General features: G+C 63.5%; 19 protein-coding genes. 7 read left to right on the plus strand and 12 right to left on the minus strand.

Translation table 11 applies throughout. The annotated features are described in order from the left end of the window. Positions 1 to 124: 124 nt before the first annotated feature. A complete protein-coding gene (locus D7S89_RS24650; protein WP_121281492.1) occupies positions 125 to 1,021 on the plus strand; it encodes a LysR substrate-binding domain-containing protein in 897 nt (298 codons plus the stop codon). 257 nt (positions 1,022 to 1,278) lie between these two features. Beyond that, positions 1,279 to 1,710 carry a DUF29 domain-containing protein gene (locus tag D7S89_RS24660; RefSeq protein WP_121281494.1) on the plus strand — a complete coding sequence of 144 codons (432 nt, stop codon included), beginning with the start codon at positions 1,279 to 1,281 and terminating at the stop codon, positions 1,708 to 1,710. Between the two features lie 153 nt (positions 1,711 to 1,863). Here D7S89_RS24660 and D7S89_RS24665 read toward each other — a convergent pair whose 3' ends face one another. The 4 genes from D7S89_RS24665 to D7S89_RS24675 all read right to left on the minus strand — a co-directional run bounded on the left by D7S89_RS24665 (position 1,864) and on the right by D7S89_RS24675 (position 4,625). Continuing rightward, positions 1,864 to 2,178, minus strand: a complete 315-nt coding sequence (locus D7S89_RS24665; RefSeq protein ID WP_245983249.1) for a hypothetical protein — start codon at positions 2,176 to 2,178, stop codon at positions 1,864 to 1,866. Between the two features lie 133 nt (positions 2,179 to 2,311). After that, the gene (locus D7S89_RS27280) at positions 2,312 to 2,599 is read right to left on the minus strand and encodes a hypothetical protein (RefSeq protein WP_147426760.1); all 288 of its coding nucleotides are present in this window, start codon (positions 2,597 to 2,599) and stop codon (positions 2,312 to 2,314) included. A 141-nt stretch (positions 2,600 to 2,740) separates the two neighbouring features. Then, positions 2,741 to 3,538, minus strand: a complete 798-nt coding sequence (locus D7S89_RS24670; protein WP_147426761.1) for a hypothetical protein — start codon at positions 3,536 to 3,538, stop codon at positions 2,741 to 2,743. Between the two features lie 37 nt (positions 3,539 to 3,575). Continuing rightward, positions 3,576 to 4,625 (minus strand): hypothetical protein, encoded by a 1,050-nt coding sequence (locus D7S89_RS24675; RefSeq protein ID WP_121281496.1) that lies wholly within the window; start codon positions 4,623 to 4,625, stop codon positions 3,576 to 3,578. Positions 4,626 to 5,001: 376 nt separating this feature from the next. Between D7S89_RS24675 and D7S89_RS24680 the strand changes: the two genes are divergently transcribed. Continuing rightward, complete coding sequence (locus D7S89_RS24680; protein ID WP_121281497.1) at positions 5,002 to 5,721, plus strand: autoinducer binding domain-containing protein; 720 nt, start codon at positions 5,002 to 5,004, stop codon at positions 5,719 to 5,721. A 77-nt stretch (positions 5,722 to 5,798) separates the two neighbouring features. On the opposite strand, the gene D7S89_RS24685 is transcribed toward D7S89_RS24680, so the two are convergent. From D7S89_RS24685 to D7S89_RS24705, 5 genes are all read right to left on the minus strand, one after another. After that, a complete protein-coding gene (locus D7S89_RS24685; protein WP_121281498.1) occupies positions 5,799 to 7,001 on the minus strand; it encodes an enoyl-CoA hydratase/isomerase family protein in 1,203 nt (400 codons plus the stop codon). A 111-nt stretch (positions 7,002 to 7,112) separates the two neighbouring features. Further along, positions 7,113 to 8,009: a 3-hydroxyisobutyrate dehydrogenase gene (gene mmsB / locus D7S89_RS24690; RefSeq protein WP_121281499.1), complete on the minus strand. Its 897-nt coding sequence runs from the start codon at positions 8,007 to 8,009 to the stop codon at positions 7,113 to 7,115. A gap of 28 nt (positions 8,010 to 8,037) precedes the next feature. Further along, positions 8,038 to 9,561 (minus strand): CoA-acylating methylmalonate-semialdehyde dehydrogenase, encoded by a 1,524-nt coding sequence (locus tag D7S89_RS24695; RefSeq protein ID WP_121281500.1) that lies wholly within the window; start codon positions 9,559 to 9,561, stop codon positions 8,038 to 8,040. Between the two features lie 56 nt (positions 9,562 to 9,617). Then, complete coding sequence (locus D7S89_RS24700; RefSeq protein WP_121281519.1) at positions 9,618 to 11,342, minus strand: AMP-binding protein; 1,725 nt, start codon at positions 11,340 to 11,342, stop codon at positions 9,618 to 9,620. Positions 11,343 to 11,394: 52 nt separating this feature from the next. Further along, entirely contained in the window at positions 11,395 to 12,528 is a 1,134-nt protein-coding gene (locus D7S89_RS24705; RefSeq protein WP_121281501.1) for an acyl-CoA dehydrogenase family protein, read from the minus strand. Positions 12,529 to 12,865: 337 nt separating this feature from the next. On the opposite strand from D7S89_RS24705, the gene D7S89_RS24710 reads away from it, so the two are divergent. Then, positions 12,866 to 13,867 (plus strand): AraC family transcriptional regulator, encoded by a 1,002-nt coding sequence (locus tag D7S89_RS24710; RefSeq protein ID WP_121281502.1) that lies wholly within the window; start codon positions 12,866 to 12,868, stop codon positions 13,865 to 13,867. A 45-nt stretch (positions 13,868 to 13,912) separates the two neighbouring features. Here D7S89_RS24710 and D7S89_RS24715 read toward each other — a convergent pair whose 3' ends face one another. From D7S89_RS24715 to D7S89_RS24725, 3 genes are all read right to left on the minus strand, one after another. Continuing rightward, entirely contained in the window at positions 13,913 to 14,815 is a 903-nt protein-coding gene (locus D7S89_RS24715; RefSeq protein ID WP_121281503.1) for a hypothetical protein, read from the minus strand. A gap of 83 nt (positions 14,816 to 14,898) precedes the next feature. Beyond that, positions 14,899 to 16,074, minus strand: coding sequence for a hypothetical protein (locus D7S89_RS24720; RefSeq protein ID WP_121281504.1), 1,176 nt, complete (start codon positions 16,072 to 16,074; stop codon positions 14,899 to 14,901). A 407-nt stretch (positions 16,075 to 16,481) separates the two neighbouring features. Beyond that, positions 16,482 to 16,967, minus strand: coding sequence for a hypothetical protein (locus tag D7S89_RS24725; protein ID WP_121281505.1), 486 nt, complete (start codon positions 16,965 to 16,967; stop codon positions 16,482 to 16,484). A gap of 530 nt (positions 16,968 to 17,497) precedes the next feature. On the opposite strand from D7S89_RS24725, the gene D7S89_RS24730 reads away from it, so the two are divergent. From D7S89_RS24730 to D7S89_RS24740, 3 genes are read left to right on the plus strand one after another with little or no spacing between them, the layout of a single operon-like run. Continuing rightward, positions 17,498 to 19,636, plus strand: coding sequence for a sensor histidine kinase (locus D7S89_RS24730; RefSeq protein ID WP_121281506.1), 2,139 nt, complete (start codon positions 17,498 to 17,500; stop codon positions 19,634 to 19,636). A gap of 33 nt (positions 19,637 to 19,669) precedes the next feature. After that, a complete protein-coding gene (locus D7S89_RS24735) occupies positions 19,670 to 20,125 on the plus strand; it encodes a response regulator (protein ID WP_121281520.1) in 456 nt (151 codons plus the stop codon). Continuing rightward, positions 20,122 to 21,624 carry a PAS domain-containing protein gene (locus tag D7S89_RS24740; RefSeq protein WP_121281507.1) on the plus strand — a complete coding sequence of 501 codons (1,503 nt, stop codon included), beginning with the start codon at positions 20,122 to 20,124 and terminating at the stop codon, positions 21,622 to 21,624. The genes D7S89_RS24735 and D7S89_RS24740 overlap by 4 nt, the downstream gene beginning before the upstream one ends. The last annotated feature ends 154 nt before the right edge of the window (positions 21,625 to 21,778 follow it).

The following is a 21,778-nucleotide window of genomic DNA, read 5'->3' on the forward strand; positions in this document are numbered from 1 at the left end:
CTATGCATGCGACGAACCGGCTTCCAGTCCCGAAAAATGCCGACTGTGTTCTATGGGAGGAACAACGACGATCGCTGGCGATGCTGCCTTAAGATGTCCTGATTGTTCTGTCGAAGGAACAGTAATGGACGACCTGAACGACATCTACTATTTCGTGAAAGTGGTCGACAACCGCGGCTTCACGCAGGCCGGGCGGGCGCTCAACATGCCCAAGTCCAAGCTGAGCCGGCGCATCGCCGAACTCGAAGCGAGATATGGCGTTCGCCTGCTCAACCGGTCCACGCGGCATTTCTCGATGACGGAGACGGGACGAGAGTTCTACGAGCGCTGTGTCGCGGTGCTCGTGGAGGCCGATGCCGCCCGCGAGGTGATGGAGCGTAGGCTCTCCGAGCCTCAAGGCGTCGTGCGCATGAGTTGCCCTACGACGCTGCTCGAATACCGCATCGGAGGTCTCGTGGCTGACTTCATGGTGCAATACCCGAAGGTGCGGATCCTTCTCGACGCAACCAATCGCCGGGTCGATGTCCTCGGCGAAGGGTTCGATCTTGCGCTGCGCGTGCGTTTCCCCCCGCTCGAAGACAGCGGGCTCGTCATGCGTGTGCTCTCCGGAAGTCCGCAGCGCCTCGTTGCCGCACCGGCGATCCTGAAACAGCACACCAGGATTGTGCATCCGGCGGATCTCGCCGGCATGCCCAGCCTCGATTGGGGACCGCAGCGCGATCACGCCTGGGCTTTGGTAGGCCCTGACGGAGCCGAGGCGCGCGTGCCTCACGCGCCGCGCTATATCACCGACGATATGACCGCGCTTCGGCAGGCTGCCCTGAAAGGCGTGGGCGTCGTGCAGATGCCGTACATGGTCGTCGAAAACGAGCTCGAAAAAGGCAATCTGGTTGATGTGGTGCCAGGCTGGACGCCCAAGGGTGGACTGGTTCATGCCGTCTTTCCCTCACGCAGAGGCCTGCTGCCGGCCGTGCGATTGCTGATCGATCACCTCGCCACGCACATTCAGAAAGACGAGTGAGCGCTTTACGCGCGATATCTGGCTTCGGCCCCGTGCTTCGATTGCTTCTTCTTCGATCGTTCCTTTGACAGACTGGTGTGGGTCGTAATCGGTCGAGCAGATCGCCGATCATCCGAGCAACCGTATCGATGAGTTGCTGCCGTGGAACGTAGCGCCGTTGATGCCGGCCTCGCGATCCGATAGATCACCTAGCGAGGGCCTTCGTCGGACCCTTACGGTTAAAATAGCGGGCATGACTGAGCTTGGAGGGCCAGGGAATGGGAACGCGCTACGAACAGGACGTGGTGGCATGGGCCAACGAACAGGTTGCGTTGTTGCGCGCGGGTAAGTTATCGGCCATCGACGTGGAACACATCGCGGAGGAAATCGAGGACGTGGGTAAGAGCGAACAACGCGAATTGGCGAGCCGTATGACCGTGCTGCTGGCCCACCTGCTCAAATGGCAGTATCAGCCTGCCTTGCAAGGTAAGAGTTGGACCCGCACGATTGCGGTTCAGCGCAAGGACGTGGCCTACGTGCTGAACGAAGCTCCGAGCCTTCGAGGTAAGTTCAACGATGCGGCATGGCTCGATCTGGTGTGGAGCAAAGCGGTACTGAGCGCAGCCAACGAAACGGGTCTTGAAGGGTTCCCTGAGAGCTGTCCGTGGTCCATCGAGCAGATTCTGAATCCGGCGTTCCTGCCGGAGTGATATCGAAGAAATCGGGCAACCGAGATCTGCCAGCCTTCATTCAGGCTGGCTTTTTTATGGCCGTTGCAAGCCGAATGCCGAACCGCAGCCACGCTCGACACTGCGCTGAAAACTCCCTCCGATTTTCCGTTTCCTGCTGCAAAAGCCCTGCCTCTATCCCCATGACAACCGAGGCAGCTCCTCCACTTTGAGTTGCTCAATCTCCGCCTGTATGACTTCGAGGCGTTCCATTGCCTTTCTCGCCTCCGCCGACATCGTTTCTTGATTCCTGGCGGTGTCTAGCAGTACCTCGATGATCAGCCCAAGTTGACGCCCGTACGAGGCAACCTCGCATGCTTTCCGCTCGATCGTTGCGTTACCTGCCTGCGGACCAATAGAGTCGAACAAGTCTGGTTCAATCGTCTGCGTAACGCTACCGCTCCACGGAAGATAGATATTGGGAGCCCAAAACCATATCCACGGGTACATGTCTTCCCTCCCTTGTCGATAGAGTTTGAACGCGCCTGCCTTAAGAGACGAAACGCCGGAAACGCCGAAGTAGAAGACCTCCCATCCGAGCCGATTAAGCTAAGCTGCGGTATCCGTCAGACCGGCTGCATCGTTATTGCAACCGGCAGGCATATTCGCCGGTCCAGTTACCGCCATTGCATTTCCGGCAGAGGTACTGCGGACAGTCGACAATGCCCTGACCCGGCAGGGCGCACTTGGCTACGATGGTGCCATCGGCGATCGGGCCGTCGTCACCCTGACAAGAGCCAGCAGGTTTAGCAACCATCGTCTGTCCCGTCTGTCCCGTTTGTGCCGCGGGCCTTTCGGTTTGTACGCAAGCGGCGAGGACCGCGAGAATTCCCAAGACCGGCAGCAGTTTCAAGCATCGATTCGAGGACATGGCGAACCTCCAACTGCGGTATCTACATCGGCACCGACCGGTGCTGCGACTGGCCGGCGAGGAGGATCGGCGAAAGACTTGTCCAGCCGGGTAACTACAATACTAGACGGCGCCCCCGGGAATAGCCGCGAAGCCTAGGGTTCATACTGGCGCGTCGTCGGAGTGGGTGAACACATTATTTCGAGGAAGACGAGTAAGCGCCGCCGGCTGTGCCTTATACGGTAACGAAGGTTCGACCATGAGCCCGAATAGCCGGTCAGCTTCCGCGGCGATCCATGCGCTGATCTCTTCCGAGCAGGCTGGAGCCGAACAGTTGGCCCATGCGTAGCTGAAGCGCACCTCGAGAACGTTCGAGTCGATCGACCGCAAGCGCATCTCGCACAACTCGGCTGGCGACGAGGCTGTGTGGGCGCGCGCCACGATCTCCGCGAAGTGGTATTCGAGCCATACGGCGAAGAAACGGGCATCGGCGAGGCCAGGCAATGTGAAGGCCACGTCGCAGTGGGCGCCTGCATCGAACCGCTCAGCCTCGGCCGCAAGCGCGCGGTCAATCGTCGAAAGCAAGGCGAGCCCCGCGCCTTCGAACAGCGTGCCGCCACGCATTTGATGCGCGCGTAGCGCGAGCCATAGCGACGCGTGATCGTCGGCGCGCGACGGCTGCATCGTCACCTGCAGCGCGCCCTGCTGCGGGCGCGCGATCACGCGAGCGACCATGCGTAGCTCGCACAGCACATCGTCGATGCTCAAGAGACGCGCTTGTCTCGGCAAGCCGAGTGGAGGCAGGCCCGCGTCGTCGCTCACGCGCACGGTCAGCCCGCGACGGTCGATGCGCACGAGCGACATGCGTTGCGCCGCTGCCGGGTATTCGAGCGCCAAGTGGGTGTACGGCATGAAGCCGGCTCCCGATTCGTCCGCGTGGATGGCGTGGGCGTGGTGCACAGTGACTCTCCTTCGTAACGGCGTTCGACGACGCCTTCTATTTGAATTCGGTTTTCGTGGCGCGCGGTGCCGACGATGTCGTCAGCACGACGCTCAAGTGCTCGAGCCGCCGCGTGCCATCGCTGCACACTCGCCAATGCGCGCCATCGCCACGTTCGACTGGGCTTTGCGGGTCGCCGAGGACATCGAGCACCGCGCGCGTCTGTGTATGCGCCAATGCGCTCGCCAGCGGCGCCCATGCCGAGCCTTTCGCGTGTGCCGGCTGCCGGTGCCCGGTACGCCGCGCAGGCTGGGCACGCTCCCACCGATCGGCGGCAAGCCTCCCGTCATCACGCCTCGTACTCAGCTGTGTCATCGCATCGGGTTTCGCGAGCAGCTTGGCGATGAATGGGCCGGTTCTCCGCCACGCGGCTTCGCTCCCGGTGAACAGGAGCTGCGTGGCGGCGAACGCTGCTTCGTCTTCGATCGTGCCGATGGCCGGTGTCCAGGCAAGTTCGAGTGCGGAGAACAAGTTCGGATTGGGCTTGCCATGCAGGTGGCGTGGGGCCCGATAGGCGGCGCGAAACAGGCGACGCAGTTCGTCGAGCGATTCGATGAGCGCGACGAGCCGCCGCGAAGACAGCCGGGCAGGGTCCGACAGGAGATCGAGCATGCGAGCCAGATGGCGCAAACGGCGACGCTGCTGATCGGGCAGACCGGCCCACGACGCCAGCGTGTCGGGCCAAAGCGGCGTTACGATTTCCTGGATCAAGTCGACACGCATCCGGCCGCGCTCGCGCATCGCAGCAAACTGCGCACGGATGTTGTCGCGCGCGATCATCGTCAGCATGGCGAGCGTCTGCGGCGAGCACACCTGGTCGAGCCAAACCGCGAACGGCTGCTGCGCGTCGTGCTGCGCTGGTGCCAGCAGTCGCGCGGCCGTCAAGCCTGCGCGCACCGGCAGGTCGACGTGCCAGACGGTGGCCAGCGCATCAAGCGCCCGAGCAACGTCGCTTGCGGCTGCCGATCCGCTCGATGCCGTATGGTCCGTGAGCCTGGTGCCGCCTGCCGCCCCGTGATGTCGCGCACTCGTGCGCGCTGAGCGCATAAGTCCCTCGCAATATGCTTCTTTTGATAAGCGCATTACAGCGCGCGCCCGGAGGACGGTGAACTGTCAACTTTTACAGGGGGAGCGGGCGAACGCGTTCCGCACGAGGGGATCGGCACACCCTCACGCTGCATCTGACCCGCGAAATATTGACATTGAAACCGGGCGCTAATTTGCCTACAAATGAACACTGTCGACCAATCACCAGACGAATGCCGTGCCCGTCCGACGGGGACGGAACGGCGCTGAGACGGTCCTGGGCTCCATCGGGGAATGGATGTCCGATGGTCGGACTGTAGCAGTCCGCCGCCGCCGTGGGACCTGCTAACTATGACAGCCTTGTCCGTCTGGATCTATGGACTCTCGCGGGGAACACATGGAGTCGTTGCGCTGGCAGGAGAGTTATCTCGAGCTGTGCGCCGCTACCGATGAGCGCCAGCTGTTCGACAAAATCGCCGGCCTCGCCAAGCAGCTCGGTTTCGAGTACTGCTGCTATGGCATTCGTGTGCCGCTGCCGATATCGCATCCGGTCGTGGCGATCTTCGATAACTCCCCCACGGGATGGATGAAGCGCTACCAGGAAAGCCATTTCATCGATATCGATCCTGCAGTGCGGCAGGGCCTGAACAGCGCCGGCCTCATCGTGTGGCCCGAGACGCCGACCGAATTGCCGGGGCTGTGGAAAGAGGCGAGCGACTTCGGCCTGCGCTTCGGCGTGGCGCATTCGAGCTGGGCCGCGCACGGCGTGTTCGGTCTGCTGACGCTCGCACGCCATGCCGATGCCCTCACGAAGGCTGAGCTCGACACGCTGACTTTGCAGACGAGCTGGCTTGCCCATGTGTCGCATGCGCTGATGAGCGAGTTTCTCGTGCCGAAGCTGGCGCCTGAGGCAAGCGTCGAGCTCACGCCGCGCGAGTGCGAGGTGCTGTGCTGGACTGGCGAAGGCAAAACGGCCTGCGAAATCGGCCAGATCCTCAACATCTCCGAGCGCACGGTCAACTTTCACGTCAACAATGTCTTGGCGAAGCTGAACGCGACGAACAAGGTGCAAGCCGTCGTCAAGGCGATCGCGATGGGGCTCGTCGCATCGCTGTGACGGCGATGCGAGGTGCTGCCGTGCCGTCGCAGCGGACGATCAGCCCGCCGCGCGGCTCAGCGCTCAGGCGAACGTCGTCAAGAGGGTAGTTTCGACGAGCGCTTGGCCGGCAGCTCGCCCAGATCGGCCAGCGGATTGGGCTCCTTGCCCCACGGCGAGCTCAGGAAGTGGCGCACGCGTTCGGGCCGCACGTCGGCAAGGGCGGACGGCTGCCAGCGCGGCGTGCGGTCCTTGTCGACGAGGTGGGCGCGCACGCCTTCGCGGAAATCGCCTTCGTCGATCGCTCGCGTGGCAATGCCGAGCTCCATCCGGAACGCTTCAGCCAGCGTCAGGGTGCGTCCACGCAGCAGCGCTTCGCGCGTCACGTGCAGCATGGTCGGCGAGTAGCCGTGCAGCGCGTCGAGCGTCGCCTGCAGCCATGCGCGCAATTCGCGCGACGGGTTCGAGATCAAGGCCGCCCCCAGCGAGGCCGCCATTTCGTCGACGCTCAACCGCGCATCGAAATGCTTGTCGATGGCCGGCAGGAACGCTTCGAGCGTGGGGTGCGGCATGAGATTGGCGGGCGGCACGAACACCTCGGCGAGCCGGGCCTGCACTTCGCCGGCCGGCAAGCGCGTCAGCCGCTCCTCGAACGTACGCAGCCACTCGCTGGGCACACAGACGTCGGCCAGTCCGCAGAGCACGGCGTCGGGGCCGCTCAGCATGGCGCCCGTCAGCCCCACGTACATCGACAGCTCCACCGGCATCATGCTCAAGAAGCGCGTGGCGCCGACGTCGGGTACGAAACCGATGCGCGTCTCGGGCATCGCGATCTTGCTGCGCTCGGTGGCCACGCGCAGCGAGGCCGCCTGGGCGAGGCCCATGCCGCCGCCCATGGCGATGCCGTCGGCGAGCGCGACGATCGGCTTGGGGAAAGCATGCAGCGCAAAATCGAGGCGATATTCGTCGATGAAGAACTGCTGCCAGCCTCCTGCGCCCGTGACGTTGCCGGCTTGCGCCGCGTGATACAGCGCACGGACGTCGCCGCCTGCGCAAAAGCCCTTTTCGCCGGCGCCGCGCAGCACGAGCGCGACGATCGAGGTGTCGTCACGGCAGCGCTCGACGTGTTTGGCGAGCTCGAGCACCATGCTGTGCGACAGCGCATTCAGGGCGTGCGGTCGATCGAGCGTAAGGATCGCCACGCCGTTGACGACGTGAAACAGCACGCGCCCCTCCTTGACCTCGATGGCGCCGGATCCGGCCTCGCGCGTCGGCGGTGGGGTGTCTACACGTGCATTCATGAGAAGGCTCCAACAGTTCCAGATAAAACGAATGCGCCTCGGCATAACGCTGAGGCGCGCGGTTCAAAGGAGGCGCCGGCGCACGCGCGCCGGGCCTGTTCGGCAAGCGGGTTACGACGCGTGCTCGCCCCGTTCGTAAAGCTTGATGATGGCCGAAAAATCGAGACCGCCACGGCCGCTGCTGCTCATGGCCTGATACAGCTGCTGGGCGAGTGCGCCGAGGAAGATCGGCTGCTTCGCGCTGCGTGCCGCATCGGCGGCCAGGCCCAGATCCTTCAGCATCAGGTCGGTGCCGAAGCCACCGGTGTAGCCCCGCGCGGACGGCGCCGTCTCGACGATGCCGGGGTACGGATTGTAGGTGTCCGAACTCCAGCAGCGCCCAGTCGACGTGTTGATGATACCGGCGAGCACTTTCGAGTCGATGCCGAGTGCCGTGCCGAGCGACATCGCTTCGGCCACGCCGGCCATCGTGATGCCCAGCAGCAGGTTGTTGCAGATCTTGGCGACCTGGCCCATGCCTGTCTCGCCGCAATGGACGATGTTCTTGCCCATCGCTTCGAGCACGGGCTTGACCTGCGCGTAGACGGCCTCGCTCGCGCCCACCATGAACGTCAGCGTGCCGGCCGCGGCGCCACCGGTGCCGCCCGAGACGGGTGCGTCGACGAACGGGTTGCCGTGCGCCTGCGCGAGCTTGGCGAAGGCCTGCGCGCTGGCCGGGTCGATCGTGCTCGAATCGACGATCGTCACGCCCGGCGCGATGCCCGCCAACACGCCGTTCTCGTCGGTCAGCACGGTGCGCACGTGCGCGCTGGCAGGCAGCATCGTGACGACGAGCTCGACGTCGGTGGCCGCCAGCTTCGGCGATGCGCATGCGCTGGCGCCCGCGTCGACGAGTGCGCGGACGGCGACCTCATTGAGGTCGAACACCTGCACGGTGTGGCCATGCTTGAGCAGGTTGCGCGCCATCGGCGCGCCCATGTTGCCGAGTCCGATGAATCCGATCTTCATAGGCAATATCTCCGTGGCTGGGGGGCGGTCAGCGCAGGCTGATCGTGGTGTTCACACCGTGGCTCGCCGCGTCATCGTCGAACCAGCGCGCCGTGACCGTCTTGGTCTGCGTATAGAACTGCACGACCTGCTTGCCGTACGGGCCCAGATCGCCGAGCTTCGAGCCGCGCGAGCCCGTGAAGCTGAAGAACGGCACGGGTACCGGGATCGGAATGTTGATGCCGACCTGGCCGACGTCGATCTCGCTCTGGAATTTGCGCGCTTGTGCGCCGCTTTGCGTGAACAAGCCCACGCCGTTGCCGAACGGATTGCGGTTGACGAGCGCGATCGCGTCGTCGAGCGTGGCGACGTTGACCACGACGAGCACCGGCCCAAAGATCTCGGTGCCATAGACCGTCATGTCGGTCGTGACACCCGAGAAGATCGTCGGGCCGATGAAGTTGCCTTGCTCGTAGCCGGGCACCTGGACACCGCGCCCGTCGAGCTCGAGCTTGGCGCCTTCTTCGACGCCCTTGGCGATCAGCGACAGGATGCGCTCCTTGGCAGCCTTCGAGACGACCGGGCCGACGTCCGTCTTCGGCTCGGTGCCGGCGTTGACCTTCAGCAGCTTGGCGCGCTCGACGAGTTCGGGCAGCCACTCAGCCGATTTGCCGACGAGCACGACGACCGAGGTCGCCATGCAGCGCTGGCCGGCCGCGCCGAAGCCGGCGCCGACGAGCGCATTGAGCGTCTGCTCGCGGTTCGCATCGGGCAACACGACCGCGTGGTTCTTGGCCCCCATCATCGACTGCACACGCTTGCCGTGCTCGCTTGCGAGCTTGTACACGTGCGTGCCGACGGCCGTCGAGCCGACGAACGACACGGCTTTGATCAGCTCGTGCGTGCACAGCGCATCGACGACGTCCTTGCCGCCGTGTACGACGTTGAGCACACCGCGCGGCACGCCTGCTTCGAGCGCGAGCTGGACGAGCGCCATCGTCGACAACGGGTCTTGCTCGGAGGGCTTCAGCACGAACGTGTTGCCGCACACGAGCGCCATCGGGAACATCCACAGCGGGATCATCGCGGGGAAGTTGAACGGCGTGATGCCGGCGCACACGCCGATCGGCTGGCGCAGCGTGTAGGTATCGACGCCACCCGCGACGTTCTCGGCGAATTCGCCAAGCTGCAGTGTGCCGATCGAGGCCGCATGCTCGACCACTTCGAGGCCGCGGAAGATGTCGCCCTCGGCGTCGGGCAGCGTCTTGCCTTGCTCGGCCGTCAGGATCTTCGCGATGTTCGGCATGTGCTCGCGAATCAGCGCCTGGTACTTCAACATGATGCGCGCACGCGTGCCGATCGGCGTCGACTTCCATTGCGCGAACGCGTCCTGCGCGGCGCGCACGGCTGCGTTGACTTCGTCAGGCGTGGAGAACGGCACGCGCGCCAGCACTTCCTGCGTCGCCGGATTGACGATGTCGCGCCATTCGTGCGTAGCGGATTCGACGAATTCGCCGTTGATCAGCAGCTTGACGGTCGGAACGCCGGCGGCTGAAGAGGAAGATGCGCTCATCAAGGTCTCCTGGGGTGTGTCTTGAAGGATGCGTAGGGAAGGGAACGGAACGGTATTCAGCGAAGGGCGGGAAAATCTTCTTCCCAGAACTCGCCGGGCAGGCGCTCGCTGGCGTCGCCGCGCTCGAGTTCGCGCCGGCGCAGCTCGACGCGGCGAATCTTGCCCGAGATCGTCTTGGGCAAGTCGCACAGTTCGAGTCGGCGAATGCGCTTGTACGGCGAAAGACGCTCGCGCGAGAAGCGGAACACGCTTTCGGCGAGCTCGGGGCCGAACGTATAGCCGTGGCGCAACATCACGTACGCCTTGGGCACCGCCAGGCGAAGCGGATCGGGGCTGGGCACGACGGCCGCCTCGGCGATCGCTTCGTGTTCGATCAGCACGCTTTCGAGTTCGAACGGGCTCAAGCGGTAGTCGGAAGACTTGAACACGTCGTCGGCGCGGCCCACGTAGACGTAGTAGCCGTCGGCGCGGCGCAGCGCGATGTCGGAGGTGTGATAGCGGCGCTCGCGCATCACCTGCGCGGTGGCGTCGGCGTTGTTGGCGTAGCCGGTCATGAGGCCGAGCGGACGAGGGCTCGCCGGATCGAGCGGCAGGGCGATCTCGCCTTCCTCGGCCGGCTGCCCGTCGGGATCGACGAGCGTGACGCGGTAGCCGGGCATCGGCCGGCCCATCGAGCCGGCGACGACGGGCTGCCCCGGCGAATTGCCGATCACGCAGGTGGTCTCGGTCTGGCCGTAGCCATCGCGGATCGTAATGCCCCAAGCCGCTTTCACGCGCTCGATGATCTCGGGATTGAGCGGCTCGCCCGCCCCGACGATCTCCCGCAGCTTCACGGCATACGAGGTGAGCGGCTCCTGGACGAGCATGCGCCAGACGGTGGGCGGCGCGCATAGCGTCGTCACGCCGTATTGGACCAGCGTATCCAGCGTCTGACGCGCGTCGAAGCGCGCGTAGTTGAGCACGAAGATGCAGGCTTGCGCGTTCCACGGCGCGAAGAAGCAGCTCCACGCGTGCTTGGCCCAGCCCGGCGAGCTGATGTTCCAGTGGATGTCGCCCGGTTGCAGGCCGACCCAGTACATCGTCGAGAGGCTGCCGACGGGGTAGCTCACGTGCGTGTGCTCGACGAGCTTCGGCTTCGAGGTCGTGCCCGACGTGAAATACAGCAGCAAGGGATCGTGCGCGAGTGTTTGGCCCAGCGGTTCGAAGTCCGCAGGCGCCGCATAGCCTTGCCCGAAGTCGCGCCAGCCGTGCGCGAGCGCATCGTCGCGGGCGGCCGGTTCGAGGCCGACGGCGATTTTCTGGAGCGGCATCTCGAGCGTGTCGAACTTGGCGCACTCGGCCGCATCGACGATGACGAACTTCGGCTGGGCCGTCAGCACGCGCTCGCGCACATCGTTCGCCGACAGCTGCGTCGTGGCCGGCATCAGCACGGCGCCGAGCTTGATCGCGGCCAGCATCGTGTCCCACAGCTCGACGCGATTGGGCAGCATCAGCAGCACGCGGTCGCCGCGCGACACGCCGACGCTGCGCAGGAAGTTGGCGATGCGCGAGGAACGCTCGGACATCTGCGCGAACGAAAGCTTGAGCTGCCCGCCGTTCGCCCCGTCGACGATCCACAGTGCGGGCTGGTCGTTGCCGCGCGCCATGACGTCGAAGTAGTCGAGCGCCCAGTTGAACGCGTCGAGCTCGGGCCAGGCGAACTCACTACAGGCACGTTCGTAGTCGGTGCGGTGGCGCAGCAGCAAGTCGCGCGCATCGACGAAGCGTTGTGATGCCGTCATCAATGTCTCCTGGTCGGCGCGCTCGGTGCGCGCTTCTCGTTTATAGCCGGCCTTAGAGGTGCCGCGCAATCACCATCCGCTGAACCTCGCTCGTGCCTTCATAGATCTGCGTAATGCGCGCGTCGCGGTAGTGGCGCTCGACCGGATAGTCCTCGAGATAGCCGTAGCCGCCGTGAATCTGGATGGCCTTCGAGCAGACTTCCTCGGCGAGCTCCGACGCGTAGAGCTTGGCCTGCGATGCTTCCGACAGGCAAGGCTTGCCGTCGCTGCGCAGGCGTGCGGCGTGGTGCACGAGCAGCCGTGCGGCGTTCAGGCGCGTGGCCATGTCGGCCAACATGTGCGAGACGGCCTGGTGTTCCTTGATCGGCTTGCCGAACTGTACGCGTTCGCTGGCATAGCGGCGCGCGGCGTCGAATGCGGCGCGCGCGATGCCCACGGCCTGGGCGGCAATGCCGATGCGGCCGCCTTCGAGGTTGGACAGTGCGATCTTGAGTCCTTCGCCGCGCGCGCCGAGCAGGTTCGCTTCAGGAATCGCGCAGTTTTCGAGCGAGATCGGGCACGTATCGGAAGCGCGAATGCCGAGCTTGCTCTCGGGGCGGCCCACGTTGAAGCCCGGCGTGTCGGTCGGCACGATGAAGGCCGAGATGCCGCGCTTGCCGAGCTCGGGGTCCGTGACCGCGAAGACGATGGCCATGCCCGCACGCCGGCCGTTCGTGACGAATTGCTTGCTGCCGTTCAGAATCCAGCGGCCATCTTCGAGCACGGCGCGTGTCTTCAGATTGTTCGCTTCCGAGCCCGCTTGCGGTTCCGTCAAACAGAATGCACCGATCGTCTTGCCGAGCGCGAGATCGTGCAGCCAACGGGCCTGTTGCTCGGGCGTGCCGTAGTTGAGGATCGGCCCGCAGCCGACCGAGTTGTGCACGCTCATCATCGTCGCGCACGCGGCACAACCGGCAGCGATCTCTTCGAGTGCCAACGCGTAGGCGATGTAATCGGTGTAGGTGCCGCCGAACTCGGCCGGCACGATCATGCCGAGCAGGCCGAGCTCGCCCATCTGCGCGACGATGTGCTGCGGCAGCGCGCCTTCGCGATCCCATTCGCCGGCATGCGGCGCGAGACATTCGGTGGCGAACTCGCGGGCGCAATCGCGGATCATCCGTTGTTCGTCGGTGTAGAACTCGTTCATTGCAGCGGACCTTTGGGACCTTTCCGTTTCAGGCTCATTCGAAGGAGGGCGGTGCGCGGGACGTCGGCGCAAACGTCCCCGCTTGGCGGCGGCCAGGCACGCGCCTTAAACTGTCGCGTTTTGCCCGGCGCGCGTGCGTCTGCCTTCTGCTACGGCAGCAGCTTTGCTGCACTGCGGCACAGGGCGGCAGCAAGCCGTCAGCCGCCTTACGCGTCGAAGTGTATGAAGGGCGAGGGCGGCTTTCGATGCTCAAGCCGCTCAATCTGCATGAGCGTATTTACCACCGTACGCCGCGCGAGCAGGCAAGCGCGCTGGCGTTCGAACGATGCCGTGATCGATGAATAGCGAAAAAGGGACCATCGCCGTCAGCCTCGTCGAGGAGGCCGTGCGTTGCGTGAAGCGCTGTGGCGCTGATCCGCTGCCCATGCTCGAGCAAGCGGGCATTGCGCCGCAATTGCTCGCCTCGCCTAGCGCACGCGTCTCGTCGGCGCAGTACGGCGCGCTATGGAACGCGATTGGCCGCGGGCTGGACGACGAATTCTTCGGCCAGGACTCGCACCCGATGCGCAGCGGCAGTTTCATCGCGATGTGCCAAGCCGCGCTGACGGCGCGCAACGGGGCGCAGGCGCTCGCGCGCACGACGGGCTTCATGCGGCTCGTGCTCGACGACATGATCGTCGACACGAGCGTGACCGGCGAGCGCGTGCGGCTGACTTATGGTTTGCGCGAGGGTGTGCGCGAAAAGGCCATGTTCGCGTATGCGACGCATTTCATCCTCGTGTATGGCGTCGTCAGCTGGCTCGTCGGACGGCGCATTCCGATTCTGTCGGCGCGCTTTCGGTGCGCCGAACCGGCCGCGGGCCATGAATACCGCTTGATGTTCTGCGACGATCTGAGCTTCGGCGAACGCGAGTCGTACGTCGATCTCGCCCCCGCGTTTCTCGATCTGCCCGTGATCCAGACGGCCAAATCGCTGAAAGCATTCCTGCGCGAGGCGCCGGCCAGCTTCATCGTCAAGTACCGGAATCCCGACTCGCTGGCGGCTCGCGTGCGGCGGGCGCTGCGCGCGCGCCCGATCGCCGAGTGGCCCGGCGCCCACGCCCTCGCGGCCGAGCTGCGCATCGCCGAGGCGACGATGCGCAGGCGGCTCAAGCGCGAAGGTTATACGTATCAGTCGATCAAGGATGCCTTGCGGCGTGACATGGCCATCGCGGCACTACAGGCCGGCGAGCGCACGATCGCCGACATTGCCGTGGCCGTGGGCTTCGCCGAGCCGAGCGCCTTTCACCGCGCTTTCAGAAAGTGGACGGGCGCGCGGCCGACTGATTACCGGCCGTAGGCCTCGCGGCGCGGCCGGTGCCACTCATCGGAGCGTAAAGCGGCCTTATCCGCCGAGATACTGCGCGGCAGGCAGCACCAACGCTGCGATCACGACAGGCTGTCCCGAGCCGGTGGTGAGGCCGACCTTCATTTTTCCTTGCGCGTCGAATTGAATCTTCGTGGTGGCCCCCGCGGCGCCCGGGCCCAGATAATACGGCCACATGCCGTCGGCCGCGTTCTCTTGAATCGCTTGCTGATCCGCCTTGCTGAACTTCGTGCTCGAGACGTACTGTGCGCTCAGGCCCGCAACCACATACAGGCTTGTCACGAACCGCTGCATGTTGCCGCTGGGACCAAATGTGCTGTCCCACGTGATTGGCGAATCCGGATTCCACGGCTTACCGCTGTGCTTCGCATACGCAAGTGAAAGCGCGGACGACACATACCAGTCCGAAGGCGTCGGCGCGAATGGCAGCACGTTGGCGAACGCGAACTGCCCGGATACGTCGCCGGCGGCGAACGCCACGCTCTGCCCCGATGCGGGCGCGCTGCCACCCCATAGGCCCCAGAACGGCGAAGCTGGGCCACCTGGATTGCTGAACGGAAACTCGTTCGACGGTGCCAGGTTCAATTGAGATATGAGGCCTGCGTAGCCGACACTCCAGGCGGGGTCCGCATGTCCCCACTCCTCGAGTTTCCGTTTGGCGACGGCGATTGGATCGAGCAAACCGCTTCCCGGGATCAGGGAGTCGATCAGCGCGGAGTACGCGGCGAAAAACGTCTCGTCGCCGTCAGGCGAAAAGAGGGTGGAGTCGGACGGAATGGTATTGAACAGCGACCATAGCGTCGCATCGTCCGTCGGTAGGGCAGAGGCGGGCTGAAGCACCTGTGCGTGGCTCGCGACGATCCCCAGTGCCCCGAATTCCGTGGTGATGAAGCGCTGCTGCAATTCGACAAACGAAGTCATGATGGTTCACCTCATCGCGCTGAAAAAAAGCGCCGGATCGAGTTCGATCCGGCGCCGGAAGGCAATGCGTCAGTCAGCTGGCCTTAACCATAGAACTGCGTCAAGAAGTACTTCGACACCTCGGCTTCGTGGCCGAGGTACTGAGCAGCCGACAGGACGATGCACCCGATGACGACGGGCACATCGGGCTTGCTCGTGATCTGGACGACCATATTCCCAGAGGTATTGAATGCCACGCTGGTGCTCGAACCGCTCGAGCTGCTGGTGGAATAGAACGGCCACATACCGGCGCCCGAATTGTTTCTGATCTCCTGTTGCTCCTGCTCGTTATAGGTGGCCGCCGACTGCACGGTGATCGCCATCTTGTTCGCGATCAAAAGACTCGTCGCAAACCGTTGCAAGTTGCCCGACTTGCCGAACGTCGTTTCCCAATTGATGGCGGCCTCGGGATCCCACGGCTTCTTGTTCGGATTGTTGAACGCCATGCCAAACGCGGCCGAGCTGTACCAGTTGCCAGGTGTCGCGTTGAACGGCAGTACGTTCTCGAACGAGGCTTGCAACCCCACGCCGCTGGAAGCGAATTTCTGGCTCAGCGTAGACTCGGAGCTGCTGCCCCCCCAGAGCCCGAAGAAGCCGGAGTTCGAGCCTTGAGTCCAGGTCCGCGAGACATCGGATTGCCAACTGTTTGCGCTGACGCTGAAGGAGCGGCTCGGGGCAGCCTTCAGCAAGGTGAGCATCTTCTGATAGCCGGGCATGAAGTCGACAGGCTCGGTGCCGGCCGGCTTGTAGGGCAAGACGTTGTTTTGCGCCGCGAAGACCGGATCAAGCATAGCGCGTGCGAGCGCCGAAGCCCCCGACGTCGCAACGGCCGAACACGGGTCGCAGAGCATCGCCCAATCCCGGAATTCAGCTGGCGTGGGCCCGACTTCTTTGGCCTTTCGGGCGGCCACGTAATCGTTGTAGCAATTCTGTCCGATCGTCGACTTGAACTGGTTTGGCGCGGCTTGCAATGCCGACATGACCCCTTGATAGTTGGCGAGGAATTGATTGCCTCCCGAGAACACCGTGTTCTGCGTCAGCGATGCAACCGGAATATTGTTCAGATAGGCCCAGAGCAGGGCGTCCGCATCCGCCCCGCTGGCGAGCGGGGGCGACGGTTGAATCACTTGGAAGGGATCTTGATTCGAGTAGCCGAGCCCTTGTGCGAGGGCGTTATAAAAGCCGTTCTGCAAGTCAAGGAAATTCTTGGGAGTTGCCATGGCTGTCACCTCGATCTCGTTCTGGAAATAAGGGTTGAAAACGGCATGTGGCTTCGGCGCGCGTCAATTAGCTTGGCGGCGTCGTCAGCATAGGTAATGCATCGGCGATTGAAGTATTTGATATGGAATTATTTTGTTGTCGACGTCTCCTCCTTTTGCTGGGGTTGCCCCCAAAAAAAGTGTGGCACCTGATTTTGCGTATCGAGAGCATGCGTCAGATAAAGGTCGATCTGAACCATTCACGCTGATAGGTGGAATCGTCTCGTCGTTGTTGTAATTCGGCTTCCCCGAAGCCGATGTTGTCGATCAATACGTGCCTGAATGTCAGGCGGGTCAAAATAGCGTCACGGCAACACGCAACCCTCCCCGGGGCTGATCCCCGGGGCACGATCACTCGACATCGGTACTCAGTCTTCCAGGACCGGGATCCCTTCCTTCACCAACCAGCGAGCCGAGACATCAGCGTCCTTGATGATGACGCCGCTGATCGGCTCTACACCGCCGATCTCGTAGGTGTAGGTGGCCGTGCCTTCTCTGCCCCAAATATTCTTGAGATCGATGACGAGATGCGACACGAACGGCGCCCCAGGCATCGGGTGAACGGGCGCGCCCTGCAATGAGAAGATTTGAAATGCCTTGCCGACGCCGTAGCCGAGCACGTGCACCGTCCCGTGGAAATGCGTGCGGATGTATTGCACGGGCTTACCGGGGTATGTCACGCTCAAGGTGCCGTTGCCGGTTACGTTGCTGCTTCCGGGTTGCACGTGAAGCGTGACGTTGAGCGTCCGACTCGGCATCACAGGGCCGATTCCGGCTGCGGGAGGCCAATTGATCTGGCCGCCGGTGATATGGAAGTGGCCGATGTGGCTAGGTACGAGGACTTCTTCCGCCATGACTTTCTCCTTGAATGGAATTGCATGACTGCGTCACACCCGGCAACGAGCTGCACGATCGCAAATATTCAATGCAACAGGCTCCGCCGAAGCATGCGCTCCTTATCGACTTCCTCTCTTGTAACTGGGCATCCGAAAACGTGAAATTTCTTTTGCATAAGTCAGGGTGCTGGATGCAGTAAGAATTTATATCTAATTTCTGCAAAGTCAATTGCTCGATGATATGGACAGACCAGTCTGATTTTGTCTGGTGCTGCATTTCGAATTTTTTTATCCGAGTGAGCCAAAATCGTTAAAATGACCGCCTGGCTGAAATGACAGGGTGGATGAGCTAGTTAAATGCATGCGTAATTCGATGTTTTTCGGCGATGCTCGATAATTGCCTTTGCAATGCGATTCATACCCTGTCAAATATGTCAGTACTGCCTGCCGGATTGTCCGCCTAGCATCGAATATGACCCTAGTGACGAGGCCGAAGGCGGGGGCCGCGTCACCGCATGCGGCCCGACAAACGACGTAAAGGGGAGCTCATGGCGAGTGCCGTCAAGCGGTTCGGGGCTACAACGTCGCGCTGGATCATGGTCGGCCTGTTGGCCGGCGGCGTATTGATACTCGCGACCGTCGCTATCGGCGCATTGGGCACGATCCGCCTTTACGAGAGCGAAGCTGAGGTCGAGCGTGCGAACGAGGTCCATCTGGGTCTCGAGCGGCTCTTGGAACTAGCACGCGATGCCGAGACGGGCCAGCGCGGTTACGTCATCACCGGGCGCGTCGAGTATCTCGAGCCGTACCTCAAGGCGCTGCCGCAGCTTCGTCAGCAATTCGACAGCCTTGCCACGTTGCTGCAAGACCCGGTGCAGAAGCAGCGTCTCACGCAACTGCATGGGTTGCTAGATCGCAAGCAGGTCGAACTGGCTTCGGTCATCGCCGTACGGCAGACGCAGGGCTTCGAGGCCGCGCAGGCCATCGTGCAGAACGACACCGGTAGGCAGTTCATGGACCGGGCGCGCGCGATCGTCGAGGACATGGAGGCGACCGTGCGCGAGCAGACGACCCTGCGTCAGGCGCACGCGAGCAACACCCGCGATACGGCCATCACGATGGGGTTCGCGTCGGGCGCCTTGACGTTGCTCGTGTGCCTGTCCTTTGTCTATCTGGCGAGCCGTTTGCTGCGCCTCGAAGGCGTGGCCGTTGCCGAGCTGGCCGAGCAGAAGGAGATGCTCGACGTGACGCTCTCGGGGATCGGCGACGGCGTGATTGCCGTCGATGTCGACGGCCGTGTGACGTTCTTCAACCGGGTGGCCGAAGCGCTCACGGGGTGGCGCCAAGCCGCCGTGATCGGGCAGCACATCGAGAGCGTGCTGACGTTCCGGCGCGGGCCCGACAAGGAAGTCGTCGAGAACCCCGCGCTCGTGGCGATGCGCGAGCGGCGCCGCGTTGCGGGGCCGCCTGGCGAGCCGCTTCTGATCGCGCGCGATGACGGCGAGGCGCACATCGATGCGAGCAGTGCGCCGACGTTCGATGTAGCGGGTACGTTGCTAGGCGCGGTCATCGTGCTGCACGACGTGTTGGAGCGAGAGCGCGCCGAAGAGCGTTTCAGGCTTGCAGTCGAGGCCTCACCGAACGCGATGGTGATGGTGGATGCGCGCGGAACGATCGAGCTCATCAATTCGCAGACCGAACGATTGTTCGGCTACAAGCGCGATGAGCTGCTCGGTCAACCCGTTGAAATGCTGGTTCCGCTTCGCTTTCGTGCCAAGCACGTCGCCCATCGCGACGCATTCCTGCACGCGCCGGCCGCGCGGCCGATGGGCGTGGGGCGCGACCTGTTCGGCATTCGGCGCGACGGCACCGAATTTCCGATCGAGATCGGGCTCAATCCGATCGAGACCGCCGAGGGCGTATTCGTGCTCAGCGCGATTGCCGACGTCACCGAGCGCAAGCGCGCCGAGCTCGAACTGCGCCAACGCAGCGAGGAGCTTGCACGCTCCAATCAGGATCTCGAGCAATTCGCCTACGTCGCCTCGCACGATTTGCAGGAGCCGCTACGCGCCGTGGCTGGCCCGCTGCAATTGCTGCAGCGTCGCTATCAGGGCCAGCTCGATGCGCGTGCCGACGAATTCATCGGGCACGCCGTGGATGGGGCGACGCGCATGCAGGCACTCATCGACGATCTGCTCAGCTATTCGCGGGTGGGCCGGCTCGAAGATCCGCAGCAGAACATCGACAGCGGCGAGGTGCTGACGCTCGCGCTCAGGAACCTGACCGCCGTGATCGACGAATCGCACGCCCACATCACGCACGACGCCATGCCGATCGTCCGGGCGATACCGACGCAGCTGACGCTGCTGTTTCAGAACCTGCTCGGCAATGCGATCAAGTTTCGCAGCCAAGACCGACCGCTACGGGTTCATGTCGGCGTGACGGCGCTCGCCGACGAGTGGCAATTCTCGATCAAGGACAGCGGCATCGGCATCGACGCCCAGTACTTCGACCGAATCTTCCTGATCTTCCAGCGCCTGCACACGCGCCGCGAATATCCGGGCACGGGGCTCGGGCTCGCGCTTTGCAAGCGCATCGTCGAGCACCATGGCGGCCGCATCTGGGTCGAATCGACCCCCAACGAGGGCACCACGTTCTTCTTCACGCTGCGTGACAGCGCGACATGAAGGTGGCTCATGATTTCGCTCAAGGAGACGCGCATGCTACGCGACGCATCCGGCAGTCTGATCCACATTCTTCTCGTCGAAGACAGCCCGACCGACGTCATGCTGACGCTTGAGGCGATGGAGCAGTACAAGGTGGCGAACCCGCTCGACATCGTCGAGGACGGGGTCGAGGCGATGACATACCTCAAGCGCGAAGGCAAGTACGCGGATGCGTCCCGACCGGGCCTCATCATTCTCGATCTGAACCTGCCGCGCAAGAGCGGACGAGAGGTGCTGCGCGACCTGAAGAGCGATCCCGAGTTCATGAACATTCCTGTCGTGATCCTGACCACGTCGAAATCGGAGGAGGACGTCGCGAGATCGTACGGACTCCACGCCAATTGCTATGTCACGAAGCCGGTGGACTTCAACAAGTTCATCGACGTCGTGCACAGCATCAACGAGTTCTGGTTCGGCGTAGTCACGCTACCACCGGTCGCCCCGCGTTGAGCACTCCTTCCGTCATCCACATCCTGCTCGTCGAGGATAGTCCGACCGACGCCCTGCTGCTCAGCGAAGCGCTGGCCGACGTCTCGGAGTTCGAGCACAGCCTCGTGTGCACTGATACGCTCGAGCAAGCCATCGGGCACGCGCAGAAGAGGCGCTTCGACGTGGTGCTGCTCGATCTCGGGCTGCCCGATGCGCAGGGTATCGATACATTTCGTACTTTTCGGCGGCGCTTGCCCGACTTGCCGGTGCTCGTGCTGACGGGGCTCGACGACATCTCGGTCGGGCTGGTCGCGATCCAGGAGGGCGCGCAGGACTATCTGCTCAAGCGCGATATCCATCCCTGGCTTCTGAGTCGCGCGACACGCTATGCCATCGAGCGTCACCGTGTCGCCGGAGCGCTCGCCGCCAGCGAAGAGCGCTTTCAATTGGCTGTGAGCGGCGCGACGGCGGGGCTATGGGACTGGAATCCGCGTACAGGGCGAATGTATCTGTCGCCGCACTTCAAGGAGATCATGGGATACCACGACGCCGAGCTGCCGAACGAGGAGCAGGCGCTGCAAGGCGTCATTCATCCCGACGACTTCGAGAGGGTGGCCGCGCGGCTCAACGCTCACCTCGAGCACAAGAGGCCGTATGACGTCGAATATCGCGTGCGCGCCAAATCGGGCGAATTCCGCTGGATCCAGTCGCGTGGGCAGGCGCAGTGGGATGAGGCGGGGATCCCTTATCGGATGGTCGGCTGGATCATGGACGTCACCGACCGCAAGCGTGACGAGGAGGCGCTGCGCGCGTCGCGCGAAGAGCTGCAACGGCTGTCGGCCAACATTCAGCACATCCGCGAAGAGGAGAAGATACGCATCTCCCGCGAGCTGCACGACGACTTGGGGCAGCTGCTGACGGCGTTGAAGATCGAGATGGGGCAATTCGAGGACACGTTGGACGGCGCGCCTCGCCACGGCGACGGGACGACGCTGTCGCGCGTGTACGGACTGATCGATCAGCTCGTCGCCTCGGTGCGACGCATCGCGGCCGATTTGCGGCCCGTCATGCTCGACGACCTCGGCCCGATTCCCGCGATCGACTGGCTCGTGCAGCAATTCTCGACGCGCCATCGTGTGCAGGTGCGCGCGCAGCTCGACATCAACGAGGTCGACTTCAACCGTGACAGCGGCACCGAAGTCTTCCGCATGGTGCAGGAAGCGCTGACCAACATCGCCCGCCATTCGGGCGCCACCGAAGCGAGCGTCGAGATTCGGCGCTCGGCACCGCATTGCGTGATCAGGATTACCGACAATGGGCGCGGCGTGCCGCACGGCGTGCGACCTGGGCGTAATTCGTTCGGTTTGCTTGGCATGCGTGAGCGCGCGGCGCGGCTCGGCGGCAGGATCGAAGTCGAGACGGAGCCGGGGCAGGGCTTCGCCCTGTTGATTACGCTGCCGTTGACGAGGGTGGAAGCGCCGGAGGCCGTCGACCCCGGTTCGGGTGCGACGGCCTCCTGATGGCAGTTGCTATGGCTGCGGCGCCTGACCGGCCGCGCAACCGTGCAGCGGTACGCTTAAATCACATACAGATCGACGTACTCGTGCACCGGCATGGCTTCGAGCTTGGCCTGGTCCAGCGAGACGTCGAGAATGGCTTGTTGCTGCTTGGCCG

Source organism: Trinickia fusca (assembly GCF_003628145.1).
Lineage (GTDB): Bacteria > Pseudomonadota > Gammaproteobacteria > Burkholderiales > Burkholderiaceae > Trinickia > Trinickia fusca.